The sequence below is a fragment of the Streptosporangium becharense genome (genome assembly GCF_014204985.1).
In the GTDB taxonomy this organism is placed as follows: Bacteria; Actinomycetota; Actinomycetes; order Streptosporangiales; family Streptosporangiaceae; genus Streptosporangium; species Streptosporangium becharense.
Map to the genome: position 1 here is coordinate 2,287,628 of NZ_JACHMP010000001.1, position 14,143 is coordinate 2,301,770.

General features: G+C 71.5%; 9 protein-coding genes. 7 read left to right on the forward strand and 2 right to left on the reverse strand.

Translation table 11 applies throughout. The features are described 5' to 3' along the window. Positions 1-502: 502 nt before the first annotated feature. From F4562_RS09790 to F4562_RS09805, 4 genes are all read left to right on the forward strand, one after another. Complete coding sequence (locus F4562_RS09790; RefSeq protein WP_184539409.1) at positions 503-1,579, forward strand: AI-2E family transporter; 1,077 nt, start codon at positions 503-505, stop codon at positions 1,577-1,579. A gap of 4 nt (positions 1,580-1,583) precedes the next feature. Then, complete coding sequence (locus F4562_RS09795; protein ID WP_311733867.1) at positions 1,584-2,318, forward strand: DUF6597 domain-containing transcriptional factor; 735 nt, start codon at positions 1,584-1,586, stop codon at positions 2,316-2,318. 426 nt (positions 2,319-2,744) lie between these two features. Then, a complete protein-coding gene (locus tag F4562_RS09800; RefSeq protein ID WP_221206175.1) occupies positions 2,745-3,995 on the forward strand; it encodes a nitrate/nitrite transporter in 1,251 nt (416 codons plus the stop codon). 125 nt (positions 3,996-4,120) lie between these two features. Beyond that, a complete protein-coding gene (locus F4562_RS09805) occupies positions 4,121-4,534 on the forward strand; it encodes a pyridoxamine 5'-phosphate oxidase family protein (protein ID WP_184539405.1) in 414 nt (137 codons plus the stop codon). 210 nt (positions 4,535-4,744) lie between these two features. Here F4562_RS09805 and F4562_RS09810 read toward each other — a convergent pair whose 3' ends face one another. After that, a complete protein-coding gene (locus F4562_RS09810; RefSeq protein ID WP_184539403.1) occupies positions 4,745-5,965 on the reverse strand; it encodes a TIGR04053 family radical SAM/SPASM domain-containing protein in 1,221 nt (406 codons plus the stop codon). 38 nt (positions 5,966-6,003) lie between these two features. Then, positions 6,004-6,495 carry a hypothetical protein gene (locus tag F4562_RS09815; RefSeq protein ID WP_184539401.1) on the reverse strand — a complete coding sequence of 164 codons (492 nt, stop codon included), beginning with the start codon at positions 6,493-6,495 and terminating at the stop codon, positions 6,004-6,006. 494 nt (positions 6,496-6,989) lie between these two features. Between F4562_RS09815 and F4562_RS35760 the strand changes: the two genes are divergently transcribed. From F4562_RS35760 to F4562_RS09830, 3 genes are all read left to right on the forward strand, one after another. Continuing rightward, complete coding sequence (locus F4562_RS35760) at positions 6,990-9,644, forward strand: multicopper oxidase domain-containing protein (protein WP_184539400.1); 2,655 nt, start codon at positions 6,990-6,992, stop codon at positions 9,642-9,644. Continuing rightward, positions 9,641-10,078, forward strand: coding sequence for a hypothetical protein (locus F4562_RS09825; RefSeq protein WP_184539398.1), 438 nt, complete (start codon positions 9,641-9,643; stop codon positions 10,076-10,078). Before F4562_RS35760 ends, F4562_RS09825 begins: the two co-directional genes overlap by 4 nt. Before the next feature lie 370 nt (positions 10,079-10,448). Beyond that, positions 10,449-14,135: a nitrate reductase subunit alpha gene (locus F4562_RS09830; RefSeq protein ID WP_184539396.1), complete on the forward strand. Its 3,687-nt coding sequence runs from the start codon at positions 10,449-10,451 to the stop codon at positions 14,133-14,135. The last annotated feature ends 8 nt before the right edge of the window (positions 14,136-14,143 follow it).

Below are 14,143 nucleotides of genomic sequence, written 5' to 3' on the forward strand. Positions count from 1 at the left end.
CAGACCGGCAAGTCGGACGGGGTTGTGCTTCATGCACTGGCTTTTAACACACTGTTGAGTTCTCAAGAAACGGACGCGTTCACCGGGGAACCCGATCCGTGCGGACCGATCCTCCGGGGCATTCCATTCCGTGTCACCATCTTACCGTTTCCTCTGGGTTCGTGTCAAACTGTCGTGTTTGCGACCGTTCGACCCACACCCGCCGGATCCGCTAGGATGCCGACTTCCCTGTTCCCAGGGCAACCCCTCTAACTTACTTCAACATCCGCGCCTTGTCCAACCGGAAGTATCAGCTCTTTTCAGAACAGAATCCCGGCATGGTCTATTCCGGATGCGGAAGAGATCAGAGGAGGTTCCCGCGGGCCTTGGCGATCTCCGCCAACCCCTGCGGGCCTGTGAACTCTATGTAGGAGGCCGACGCCCGTCAAATCAGCGTGCGATCCCGGCGGGCAACGGGAAATCGGCGGAAGGTCCTGCCCCTCCGCTGGGTAGGGAGCGGGGCATGACGGACCAAAGAGTGATGCCCCGGCCGTTCGTCGTGCTGGGGTGCGCCGCATGCGGTGTGGTCACCCTGGCGGGTATCAGAGAGGTCGGTTCGATCGTCGGCCCCGCCCTCCTGGCCCTGGTGCTGGTCCTGGCCGTCTCCCCGGTCAGGACCTGGCTCGGCAGGCGAGGTGCCCCCGGCTGGACCCTGGTCGCGGTTCCGCTCGTCCTCGTGCTCCTCCTTCTGCTGGGCATAGTGGCGATCCTGATTCTGGCGGTCGCGCAGCTGGCCGCCCTGGCTCCCACCTACGGTCCGCAGTTCACCGAGCTCGTCGCCGACGTACAGAACCTGGCCGGCCGGCTCGGCGTCGGCACCGAGCAGATGAACGAGGCGATCAAGACACTCGACCCCGGGAAGGTCTTCCAGCTCGTGCAGGGGTTCGCCACCGGCCTGCTGGGCGTCCTCTCCGGCCTGGTCCTCATCGTGGTGCTGGTGCTGGCCATGTGCCTGGATGCGCGCACCTTCTCCAAGGCCCTCGCGATGGGGGCGACACGTCGGCCCAAGCTCATCGGAGCACTGGAGAACTTCGCCCAGAAGACCCGACGCTACCTGGTGGTCTCGACGGTGTTCGGGCTGGTCTGCGCCGTGCTGGACGTGGGGGCACTCTGGCTGCTGGGCGTACCGCTCCCGCTGCTCTGGGGCGTGTTGGCGCTGATCACCAACTACATCCCGAACATCGGTTTCGTCCTGGGGCTGGTCCCACCCGCCCTGCTGGGCCTGCTGGAGAGCGGTCCGCGGACCATGCTCCTGGTGATCGTCTCCTACATGGTGATCAACTTTGTGGTCCAGTCGTTGGTCCAGCCGAAGTTCATGGGGGACGCGGTCGGCCTGTCCACGACGATGACGCTGCTGTCTCTCATGCTGTGGGCGTTCGTCCTCGGTCCGCTGGGCGCGCTGCTCGCCATCCCGCTCAGCCTCCTGGTCCGCGCGCTGCTGGTCGACAGCGATCCGGAAGGCGACTGGGCCGCCGTCCTGGTGTCGGGGGAGGCCCCCCGGACGGACACCCCGGAGAAGAGGACCGCACCCGTACGCTGAGATCGTGTATCGGGAATGGGCTCCGGATCCGCCGCTGAACGCACGGGTGGCCTGCGTGTGGGTGAACGAGGCCGTCTCGTCCGCGACGGAACCGGTCGTGCCCGACGGCTGCGTCGACCTGATCTGGGGTCCGTACGGACCGCATGTGGCCGGGCCCGACACAGGCCCGCAACCGGTGCCGATGGTGCCCGGTGACCGCTATATCGGGATCCGTTTCCGGCCCGGCGGGGTGGGTGAGGTGTTCGGTGTGCCGGTGGAGAGCCTGCGCGACCTGCGGGTCCCGCTGTCCGACCTGGACGGGGTCCCGGAGTTGGCCCCGCTCACCCGGCTGCCCGAGCGGACCGACGCGACGGAGCCTTCCGAGTCGGTCGCCGCGGAGATGCAGCGGGCGCTGGCCGCACGCCTGCGGGTGACCTCCGCGGCCGACCCCTCGGCGGCGGCCGTCGTCGCCTCGTTGCGGGCGGGGCGGAACGTCGCCGAGGTCGCCCGCGATCTGGGGATCGGTGAGCGGCAGTTGCGGCGGCGATCGCTGCGGGCCTTCGGGTACGGGCCGAAGACGCTGCAGCGGGTGGTCAGGTTCCAACTGGCACTGCGGCTGGCCAGGCGGGGCGTCGCGGCGGCCGAGGTGGCCCTGGCCAGTGGATACGCCGATCAGGCGCACATGGCCAACGAGGTGCGGCGCCTGGCGGGAGTCCCTCTCGGGCGGCTGGTCGGCCGTCCGGACGACGAGATCTCCTAAGACCCGCGCCGGGAGGCGTCCCTCCCCGAGGCCTGTGTCCTGAGAGGCGTGTGTTCCGGCATTGACGGGGCATCGTGGACGTGACCGGGCAGAAGGTCCCCGGTCGGCAGGACCTTGGCCCCTACGGAGCTGCGGGGCTTTTGGTTGGGATGAGAGGGACACAGTGCGAAAGGACGCCGCGATCGAGAGGACTGCCCGGTAAGGCGTGGTGTTGGCGGGTGACGCCGGAGGCGATGGGTCGTCCTGAGGACCGTTCACGCGACCGGTTCGCGGCTTACCGAACCGCCCTGCCGTCCCCCGCGGGTCGCCTGCCGACCATCTCGATCGAGCTGTACCCCGGCTCCCGCGACCCCGTGCATCAACGGGCGCGGCGGGGGTCAGTACGACGCCACATGTGCATGAAACGGCGCGAGAAGGATGGACAACATGAGCACCGACACAACCGGCCGAAAAGCCCCAGCTGACCCCCGTCAACGGCCGGCGCTGATGCTGACGCTGGCCACGGTGGGATTCGCGGTCAACTTCTGGGCCTGGGCGCTGCTCAGCCCGCTGGGCCCGCGCTTCAAGGAGCTGCTGGGCCTGTCGGCCTCCCAGCAGGCGCTGCTGGTCGCGGTCCCGGTGATCGTCGGATCGGTGGGCCGGATCCCGGTGGGAGCGCTCACCGACCGGTTCGGCGGCAGGGTGATGTTCCCGCTGATCTCGGCCGCCACCATCGTCCCGGTGCTGTTCATCGGCCTGGCCGGGCAGGGCTCGTTCGCGGCGCTGCTGGTGGGGGGTTTCTTCCTGGGCATCGGCGGAACGGTGTTCGCGGTAGGCGTGCCCTTCGTGAGCGCCTGGTTCCCCCCGGAGCGTCGCGGCCTGGCCATCGGCGTCTTCGGGGCGGGCATGGGCGGTACCGCGATCAGTGCCCTGACCACCGTCAAGCTGGTCAGGGCCGGCGACTCGGCCACACCCTTCCTGCTCACCGCCGCGATGCTGGCGGTCTATGCCGTGGTGTCCTGGCTCGTCCTGCGTGACGCGCCGGGCCGTACGGTGCCGAAGCAGTCGACCTGGGCCCGTCTGGCGGCGGCCGTGAAGCTGCCGATCACCTGGCAGGCCTGCATCCTGTACGCGGTGGCCTTCGGAGGTTACGTCGCGTTCTCCGTCTACCTGCCGGTCTACCTCCAGTCGGCCTACGGTCTCGAGCAGGCCGACGCCGCCAACCGGATGGCGGGTTTCGTGCTCCTGGCGGTCGTGATGCGTCCGGTCGGCGGCTGGCTGTCGGACCGGATCGGGTCGATCCCCGTCCTGGTGGCGGTGTTCGCCGCGGTCGCCCTCTGCGCCGCCGTGCAGGCGTTCACCCCGCCGCTGATGTTCCTGGGCACGGTCGCGTTCCTGACCATGGCCGCGGCGCTCGGCGCCGGCAGCGGCGCCACCTTCGCGCTCGTCGCCCAGGTGGCTCCGACCGACAAGGTCGGTTCGGTGACCGGTCTGGTGGGAGCCGCAGGCGGACTGGGGGGATTCGTCCCGCCGCTGGTGATGGGCTTCGTCTACGGCCGCTTCGGCTCCTACGGCCTGGGGCTGGCGTTGCTGGCCGGAGTGTCGGTGCTGACCCTCGCATTGACGGTGACCGCGGTCCGCTCCACGGCCCGGCGGCGCTCGACCGCCTCGGTGACGCCGTCGATGACCGCCCGCTGAGGACGACGGTCCACCAGAGGACCCCTCGGCCGGTGACCGGCCGAGGGGTCCTGGTGTCCACCGGCGGCCGACGGCGGGACTTTCGCCCCTACATCCCGCGGTGAGTGTCCTGGCAGGCTGGAGGTATGAGATTCGACTCGGCCGGCCTGCAGGTGCTCTCCCGCGAGGAGTGCATGCGCCTGATGGCCTCGTGCCCGATCGGGCGGATCGTCTTCACCGACCGGGCTCTGCCGGCCGTCCAGCCGGTCAACTTCTACCTCGACGGCGAGGACATCGTGATCCGCACGACGGCCGGCTCCAAGCTGGCCGCCGCGACACGCCGGACCATCGTGGCGTTCGAGGTGGACGACTTCGACACCGTCGCCCGCACCGGGTGGTCGGTCACGGCCGTGGGGCACGCTCGCGCCGCCGAGGATCCGGCCGAGACCGCCCGGCTGGCGGCGCTGCCGCTGACACCGTGGGCACCGGGAAGCCGTGACCACTTCATCGTCATCGCCGCCGAACAGATCTCCGGCCGTCGCATCCTGCGGGCCGCCTGACCTCCCACCGCGGAGAAGCCGGACCGGACCCCGGGCAGACCTCGGATCGACCCCGGCCGATCCCGGGCAGACCTCGGACGGAAGGAGCCCGCGACCCGGATGGTCGCGGGCTCCGCGGAAGGCTCACGGCCGGTCCTCCCGAGCGGACTCACAACGGACGGACCGGCGGCCGTCTCGAACGGCTCGAACGGCTCGGACGGCCCGGACGGCTCACAGCAGACCGGCCAGCTCCCGGGCGTAGGGGAAGCTGCCGGGCTCGTAGGAACACCACGGTTCCTCGGCCAGCACGTCACCGGTGACGGCGAACGCCCGGGAACGTGAGCCGCCGCACACCGTACGGAACTCGCAGGCGCCGCACCGCCCGGTCAGCAGCCCGGGATCACGCAGTGAGGTGAACACCGTGGAGTCCCGGTAGATCTCCGGCAGCGGGCGGTCGCGGACGTTACCGGCCGACAGGGGCAGGAACCCGGACGGTGAGACCTCCCCGGTGTGGGACACGAACACCAGACCCCGACCGGCGTTGACGTCGATCGGCGGTCGCCGGACCCGGCCGGTGCCGATCAGTCCGAGGTCCTGGGCCCGTCGCCGCAGGTCGCGGTAGAGCGGTCCCAGACCGAGGACCTCCTCGTGGTCGTCTCCGCGTTCGGCCAGCACATGCCGTTGCAGGGCGACACGGCGGAAGTGGTGCGCTTCGGTGGTCTTGACCGGGACGATCTCTCCGACGTCGTAGAGGAAGTTCAGCACGTCCTCGCTCTCGGCGGCGGTCAGCGAGGTGAGCGCACGCCCCCGGCCGGTCGGGATGAGGAAGAACACGCTCCACAGCAGTGCCCCGCGCTCGTGTACCAGGTGCGCGATGCCCGGCAGGTCCGTCAGGTTCGTCCGGGTCACCGTGGTGTTGATCTGCACCTTGAGTCCGGCGTCGCGGGCCGTCTCCCAGCCTCGCAGCGTGCGGTCGAACACACCGCCGAACCCGCGGAACGCGTCGTGCGGGGCGGCGGTCGCGCCGTCCAGGCTGAGCGAGATCACCGAGGCGCCCGCCTGGCGGAGGCGGGCCAGGGCATCGGCGGTGAGCGCGGGTGTGGCCGAAGGCGACACGGCCGGTGACAGGCCCAGCTCCCGTGCCCGGCGGATCAGGTCGTAGAGGTCGGGCCGTTCGAAGGGGTCGCCACCGGTGATGACGAACAGCGGGGTCGGGCGGCCGAAAGCGGCGATCTGGCGCATCAGCCCGACCGCTTCGGCGGTCGTCAGCTCGGCGGGATCGCGGTCGGGCCTGGCCTCGGCCCGGCAGTGCCGGCAGGCCAGGGGGCAGGCCCGCGTCGCCTCCCAGATCACGATGAACGGAGCGGAGGCGACGTCGCGGCGGACGGGACGCACCGGGCGGGGACGCCGCCGTTCCGCCGGCGACGGCCCGCCGGGAGCGGGTTCGCTCATTGAGCTTCCTTTCCTCCCGGCGGGCGCCGGGAAGGTGGTCACGGACGGGAGGACAGCGCCGCGCCCACCGTGACGAACGCGGCTCCGGTGCCCATCAGGACCACGCCCAGGCCGATGGACATGGAGGTCAGCTGCCATGCCTGGTAGGCCGACATCAGCGACGCGCGCAACGTCTCGCCCATGAACGCGGTCTGACGCAGCGCGGCGAGCGCCTCGTCCTCGCCTCCGGCGGCGTTCAGCTCGGCGCTGACCTCGGAGTAGGTGCGTCCCTTCGTCGCCCGGCGCACGTTCCCGCCGATCACGTCGGCGAACACGCGCGCCTGCGTTCCGGTCTCCACCTGCTGTCCGGCGTGCTCCTCGAACCCGTCGGGCAGTCCCTTCTCCGGGAAAGTGATCTTCTGGCGGAGCAGTTCGTCCCTGACTTCCGCTCTGCCCTGCAGGCCGCGGGCCGTCATGACGGCGCCGGCCGTCAGGCTGGCGGCACCGACGGCGCCCACCAGCGTGGCGGCCAGTCCGCGCGGGTTCTTCATCGGTCGTCTCCCTCTCGCAGCGATGGCGGGCCCGATGGCCGGGTCTCCGGGGAAGAGCCTTCGGCCGCGGACGGGCCCGGTGAAGGGCCACTGGCCTCTGAACTTCGGGAGGAAAGTCCCATGCTTCGGCGGGGCGGTGCCCGCCCGGGGAAGACGGCATGGGGCGAACCCGCACGTGGGAGGCGGTGCGGACCCGGTCTCGGGACGCGACGTGTCCGGTCTCCGGGGACGGGCGGAGCCCCGCGGAAGCAGGCGGACGGCGGGCGGAGACAGCCCAGGACCGGCGGAAACGAACGGACGGCCGGCGGAAACGGGCGAGGAACGGCGAAGCACGGGCGGAGGACGGGAGAAGGGCCGACCGGAAAAGGACTTTGGTCCCGACGGCAACGGCCTTTGAGCCCGGTCGTACCGCACCTCGGCCGGTTAGCGTGAGGCCGGAGGCGCCACCGCGTTCACGCGGCGACGCGCCGGTCAGCGATAGGGAGGCACCCGCGTTGGGTCCGGTCGAGGTGCGTATCGAGAAGGGTCCGCCGCCCACCCCGCCACCGGACGGGCCGCCGCGCCTGCGCGCGTCGTGGCACCTGCGGGCGAACGCGATCGTGGTGGGCTGGCTGGGCCTGACCGTCGCCACCGCCCTGGCGGGCGAGGCACTGCCGGCACCGCGCTGGCTGCTGATCCACGTGTTCCTGCTTGGCGCGGTCAGCACCGCCATCCTCATCTGGAGCGAACACTTCGCGGTGGCGCTGCTGCGGGCACGCACGCCGGAGCGCCGCTGGAGCCTGACCCGGCTGGGCCTGCTGAACACCGCGACGGTGGCCGTGCTGCACGGCGCGGCCGTCGGGCCGTGGCCGGTGGCGGCGACCGGGGCGGGTGTGATCGTGGTGGTCGTCATCTGGCACGCGGTCGCGCTGGTGCAGTTGGTCCGGCGGGCGCTGCCCGGCCGGTTCGGGCACGTCATCGCCTGGTACGTGTGCGCCGCCGCGGCGCTGGCGACCGGCGGCACCCTGGGCGGGCTGCTGACCGCGCACGTCGGGCACGGCAGCCTGCACGAGCGGCTGCACGCCGCGCACGCCGAGGTGAACCTGCTCGGCTGGGTGGGGCTGACCGTGCTCGGCACGTTGTTCACGCTGTGGCCGACGGTGCTGCGCACCCGCATGTCGGACCGGACCCGCAGGGCGTCCCTGATCGGGTTGCGGCTGGTCGTGCCGGGGCTGACGTTGCTGGTCGGCGGCCTGCTGGCCGACCAGCGCCAGGTCGCGGTGGCCGGTCTCGGAGTGTACGCGGCCGGAGCGCTGGCGGCGCTGCTGCCGCTGGCCGAGGTGGTGCGGCGGCGTCCGCACACCGGGGCGGCCTGGATGCTCGGCGCCGGGGTGGTCTGGTTCGAGGTGGCGCTGGTGATCGACCTGGTGATCGTGGCGACCCGCCCGGCCGACCGGGTCGGCCACGCGCTGGAGCCGTTGCTGCCGGCCGTGCTGGTGGGGTTCGTCGCCCAGGTGCTGCTCGGTTCGCTGCTGCACCTGCTGCCGGCGGTGCTGGGCGGGGGCCCGGCCCGGTTCAAGGAGAACGCCGCGCTGCTGGAACGCGGTTGGGTGGTGCGGATGGTGGCGCTCAACGCCGGGGTGCTGCTGCTGGTGCTGCCGGTGCCCCGGCCGCTGGCCCTGCTGGGATGGGCGTTGGTGCTGGGCTCGGCCACGGTGTTCGTCGTGCTGGCGGTGGCGGCTCTGGTCCGGGCGAGGCAGCCCGGCGGTCAGGCGCGGACGGCCTCGCCCGCGTTGGGCGGGGTGGCGGCGGGATGCCTGCTGACGGCCGTCGCGGTCGTCGTGGCGACGACCGGCGGTTCCGGGCCGGAGACGGCGGTCGTCGCCACCGGTGCGCGTACGGTCGAGGTGACGCTGTCCGGGATGAGCATCCGGCCCGCCGTGATCGAGGCCCCCGCCGGGACCGTGCTCACCCTGCGCGTCACCAATGCCGACGCCCAGCGGCACGACCTGCGGCTTGCCACCGGTGAGCGCACCCCGTTGCTGGGAGCCGGGCAGAGTGCCACGCTGACGCTGGCGCCGCTGGCTGAGGCCGTCGACGGCTGGTGCACCGTGGTGGGGCACCGCGCGGCGGGCATGACGATGCGCATCGTGCCCGTCGGGGCGTCCGCCCAGCCGGCGGACCAGAGCGGGCCCAGCGGGTCCGGTGTGCCCAGCGGGCACAGTGGGCACGGCGGGCAGGGAACCCAGGGCGACGCGGGCGGCGCGACGACGCGGGGGACGGAGGGGCCGGTCCGGCTCGACCTGACCGCGCCGATGCCGCCGGGGTGGAAACCGTACGACGCGACGCTCGAACCCGCGCCCGGCGGGAAGGAACACGCCGTGGAGATCCGCGTGGACGACACCTCCGAGCACCAGGTCGCGCCCGGTGTGCGGCAGCGGATGTGGACGTTCAACGGGACCCTGCCCGGGCCGACGCTGCGTGGGAAAGTCGGCGACGTGTTCGTCGTGACGTTCGTCAACAGCGGCACCATGGGGCACGGCATCGACTTCCACGCCGGCGCGACCGCACCCGACGGGCCGATGCGCACGATCCAGCCGGGAGAGCGGCTGACCTACCGCTTCCGCGCCGACTACGCCGGAGCGTGGCTCTACCACTGCTCGACGATGCCGATGACGCAGCACATCGCCGCCGGCATGTACGGGGCGGTGGTCATCGACCCGCCGGACCTGGCGAAGGTGGACCGCGAGTATCTGCTGGTCTCCGGTGAGTTGTACCTCGGTGAGCCGGGTGGCGACGCCCCGGTCGCGAAGATCCGCGAAGGTCGCCCCGACGGGTGGATGTTCAACGGCACCGCCGCGGGTTACGACCACGCCCCGCTGGAGGCGAAGGCCGGGGAGCGGGTGCGGATCTGGGCGGTGTCGGCCGGACCGAGCTCGGGCACCGCGCTGCACGTGGTCGGCGCGCCGTTCGACACCGTCTACAAGGAAGGCGCCTACCTGCTGCGCGCCGACGATCCGGGCGGATCTCAGGTGCTGGATCTGGCACCCGCCCAGGGCGGCTTCGCCGAGCTGGTCTTCCCGGAGCCGGGCACCTACCCCGTGGTCGACCACGCGATGCGGCACGCCGAGGCCGGCGCGCACGGCCTGTTCCGGGTGGGTGCCCGGTGACCTGGTGGGCGGTGGTCCGGTTCCTGCACGTGTTGTCGGCGGCGCTGTGGGTCGGCGGGCAGCTGACGGTGTCGCTGGTGGTGCTGCCGCTGGCCAGGAGCCTGCTGGACGAGCAGCGGCGCGGCCGGATGCTGCACGCGGTCGGCCGCCGCTTCGGGATGTTCACCGGGGCGGTGTTCCTGCCGGTGCAGCTCGGCACGGGCGTGGCCATCGCCTGGCACAAGGGCGTCACCTGGGCGTCGCTGGCCCAGCCCGGCTACGGCCGGATCCTGGCGGCCAAGCTGGCGTTGTTCTGCGCGGTCATGGCCGCGGCCGGCCTGCACGGGTGGGCCACCGGCGCCGGGCGCCCCGGTTTCGCCCGGGCCATGGCGGTGACCGCGCTGGTCGGTTCGGTGGGCGTCGTCCTGCTGGCCACCGCGCTGCCCGCCACCTGACCCCGGAACCGGGGCCCTCGTCCCGCCCGGTCCCGCCCGCGCCGCACCCGGTCCGTGTCCACCGCATGCCCGCCGCATGCCCCCGCACCACCCGGCCGGGGCCGGGCGTCATCCCGCCGGCGGCGTCCCGGTTCGGAGCCGGGGCGCCGCCGGAGTCTTCGGGCCTTTGGGCCCGATCGGTGGGACCAAAGACCCTGCGGGCCCAATACGGACTGCCACAAGGATGAAAAGTGTCGCGCCGGTGCCGAATCGGATCGACGCAGGTGGCGCGCCGGTACACCGGCGCCAGGTTTCCCTGATGGCTGTGCGGCTATTAAGGCCGAATGACGGGGATGCCTGGTTCGTGACGCGAGAAACAGGAGTTACATCTATGGCGGGCATGGACGGACCGGTCAGCGACGCGCTGCTGAAGCTGGGCCGGCACCTGCGCTCCGGAAAGGTCTCCGACGACCTGCGGACGCTGCACCAGATCGGCGGACGCCAGGCGGACGCCTTCTACCGCGACCGGTGGAGCCACGACAAGGTGGTGCGCTCCACGCACGGGGTGAACTGCACCGGGTCCTGTTCGTGGAAGGTCTACGTCAAGGACGGCATCATCACCTGGGAGTCGCAGCAGACCGACTACCCGAGCGTCGGACCGGACCGTCCGGAGTACGAGCCGCGCGGCTGCCCGCGTGGAGCGGCGTTCTCCTGGTACACCTACTCGCCCACCCGGGTGCGTTTCCCGTACGCCCGCGGCGTGATGATCGAGATGTACCGGGAGGCGAAGGCACGCCTGGGCGACCCGGTCGCGGCCTGGGCCGAGATCACCTCCGACCCCGCCAAGCGCCGCCGCTACCAGTCGGCCCGCGGCAAGGGCGGCCTGGTCCGCGTCACCTGGGACGAGGTGACCGAGATCATCGCCGCCGCGCACGTGCACACCATCAAGACCTACGGTCCGGACAGGGTCGCCGGGTTCTCCCCGATCCCGGCGATGTCGATGGTCTCCCACGCCTCCGGCGCCCGGTTCGTCTCGCTGCTCGGCGGCACCATGCTGTCGTTCTACGACTGGTACGCCGACCTGCCGGTGGCCTCACCGCAGGTGTTCGGCGACCAGACCGACGTGCCGGAGTCGGCCGACTGGTGGGACGCGGCCTACCTGATGCTGTGGGGCTCCAACGTGCCGGTGACCCGCACGCCGGACGCGCACTACATGACCGAGGCCCGTTACCGCGGCCAGAAGGTCGTGGTGGTCAGCCCCGACTTCAGCGACGCGACCAAGTTCGCCGACGAGTGGCTGGCGCCGCACCCGGGCACCGACGGCGCTCTGGCCATGGCGATGGGGCACGTCATCCTCAAGGAGTTCTTCGTCGACCGGCAGGTGCCGTACTTCACCGACTACGTCAAACGCCACAGCGACCTGCCGTTCCTGGTGGCGCTGCAGGAGCGCGACGGCGGTTACGTGCCGGGCAAGTTCCTGACCGCCGCCGACCTCGGGGAGACCGGGAAGGAGGAGGCGTTCAAGACCGTGCTGGTCGACGCGGTCACCGGTGAACCGGTCGTGCCCAACGGCTCGCTCGGCTTCCGCTACTCCGAGCAGGGCGAGGGCCGCTGGAACCTCGACCTGGGCGACGTCGACCCGCTGCTGAGCATGGACGGCGGGCCTACCGTGACGGTCCTGCTGCCCCGCTTCGACCAGACGGGCGACGGGGGTGTGCTGCGGCGCGGCGTGCCGGTCCGCGAGGTCGCCGGCAAGCTGGTGACGACGGTCTACGACCTCATGCTCGCCCAGTACGGTGTCGCCCGGCCCTCCGGTTCCTCGGCCGCCGGTGACGTGGCCGGGGAGAGCAGGAGCTGGCCCGCCTCCTACGACGACGCCGCGGCGCCGTACACGCCGGCCTGGCAGGAGACGATCACGGGTGTGCCCGCGGCGACCGCCGTGAAGATCGCTCGTGAGTTCGCCCGCAACGCGGAGGAGTCCCGCGGCCGATCGATGATCATCATGGGGGCGGGGACCAACCACTGGTTCCACTCCGACACCATCTACCGTTCCTTCCTGGCACTGACCACGCTCACCGGCTGCCAGGGCGTCAACGGCGGCGGCTGGGCCCACTACGTCGGCCAGGAGAAGTGCCGCCCCATCACCGGCTGGGCACAGATGGCGTTCGGGCTCGACTGGTCGCGTCCGCCCCGCCAGATGATCGGCACCGCCTACTGGTACCTGCACACCGACCAGTGGCGTTACGACACCTACAGCGCCGACGTGGTCTCCTCACCGCTGGGCGGCGGCGCGTTCGCCGGGAAGGCCACCGCGGACCTGCTGTCGCAGTCGGCGCGCCTGGGCTGGATGCCGTCGTATCCGACGTTCGACCGCAACGCGCTGGACCTGGCCGACGAGGCGGCCGCCTCCGGTCAGGAGGCGGGGCCGTACGTCGCCTCCCAGGTCGCCTCCGGCGAGCTCGGCTTCGCCTGCGAGGATCCCGACGCGCCCGCCAACTGGCCGCGGGTGCTGACCGTGTGGCGGGCCAACCTGCTGGGTTCCTCGGCCAAGGGCAACGAGTACTTCCTGCGGCACCTGCTGGGCACCGACTCCTCGGTGCGGGCCGAGGAGGCCGCCCCCGGGCAGCGTCCCGACGACGTGACGTGGCACGAGCAGGCGCCGCAGGGCAAGCTCGACCTGCTGCTGTCGCTGGACTTCCGGATGACGTCCACGACGCTGTTCTCCGACATCGTGCTGCCGGCCGCCACCTGGTACGAGAAGCACGACCTGTCGTCGACCGACATGCACCCGTTCGTGCACGCCTTCACCCCGGCCATCGACCCGCCCTGGCAGACCCGCACCGACTTCGCCGCGTTCCAGGCGATCGCCAAGTCCTTCAGCGCGCTGGCGAAGACCCATCTGGGCGTGCGCAAGGACCTGGTCGCGGTGCCGCTGCTGCACGACACCCCCGACGAGTTCGCCACCCCGCACGGTCTGGTGAGCGACTGGCGGCGCACCGGCGAGACGCCCGTGCCCGGCCGGAACTTCCCGAAGGTCGTCGTGGTGGAGCGGGACTACGGCGCGATCGCCGACAAGATGGCCTCGCTCGGGCCGCTGCTGGACCGGCTGGGCGCCACGACCAAGGGCCTGACGTTCGACGTCACCGCCGAGGTCGCGCGGCTCGGCCGGATGAACGGCACCGTCCGCGGCGGCGTCGCCGACGGCCGGCCGTCGCTGGCGCGCGACACCGACATGTGCGAGACCATCCTGGCGCTGTCGGGCACCACCAACGGCCACCTGGCCGCCCAGGGGTTCACGACCCTGTCCCGCCGTACCGGCACCGGCTTCGACGGCCTCGCCGACGAGCACAAGAAGATCACTTTCGCCGACACCCAGGCCCGGCCCGTGCCGGTCACCACCTCGCCGGAATGGTCGGGCAGCGAGACCGGCGGTCGCCGCTACTCGGCGTTCACCATCAACGTCGAACACCGCAAGCCCTGGCACACCCTCACCGGCCGCCAGCACTTCTTCCTCGACCACGACTGGATGCACGAGGCCGGCGAGGCGCTGCCCGTCTACCGGCCGCCGCTGAACATGACCGCGATGTTCGGCGAACCGAACATCGGCGACGGCGGGGAGCAGGGCATCACCGTGCGGTACCTCACCCCGCACTCCAAGTGGTCGATCCACTCGGAGTATCAGGACAACCTGCTGATGCTGACCCTGTCGCGGGGCGGGCCGACCATCTGGATGAGCCCGGACGACGCCGCCCGCGCGGGCATCTCCGACAACGACTGGGTCGAGGCGGTCAACCGCAACGGCGTCGTGGTGGCGCGGGCGATCGTCTCGCACCGCATGCCGACCGGGACGGTGTACATGTACCACGCCCAGGAACGGGTCGTGGACGTGCCCAAGAGCGAGACCTCCGGCAGGCGCGGCGGCATCCACAACTCCCTCACCCGCCTGCTGATCAAACCCACCCATCTGATCGGCGGCTACGCCCAACTGTCGTTCGCGTTCAACTACCTGGGGCCGACCGGCAACCAGCGCGACGAGGTCACCGTGATCCGCCGCCGTAACCAGGAGGTCGACTACTGATGCACGAA

Bases quoted from the DNA above. Each gene is read 5' to 3' on its own strand.
- F4562_RS09790 (WP_184539409.1), top strand. From the start codon at position 503: ATGACGGACCAAAGAGTGATGCCCCGGCCGTTCGTCGTGCTGGGGTGC.
- F4562_RS09800 (WP_221206175.1), top strand. From the start codon at position 2,745: ATGAGCACCGACACAACCGGCCGAAAAGCCCCAGCTGACCCCCGTCAA.
- F4562_RS09805 (WP_184539405.1), top strand. From the start codon at position 4,121: ATGAGATTCGACTCGGCCGGCCTGCAGGTGCTCTCCCGCGAGGAGTGC.
- F4562_RS09810 (WP_184539403.1), bottom strand. From the start codon at position 5,965: ATGAGCGAACCCGCTCCCGGCGGGCCGTCGCCGGCGGAACGGCGGCGT.
- F4562_RS09815 (WP_184539401.1), bottom strand. From the start codon at position 6,495: ATGAAGAACCCGCGCGGACTGGCCGCCACGCTGGTGGGCGCCGTCGGT.
- F4562_RS09830 (WP_184539396.1), top strand. From the start codon at position 10,449: ATGGCGGGCATGGACGGACCGGTCAGCGACGCGCTGCTGAAGCTGGGC.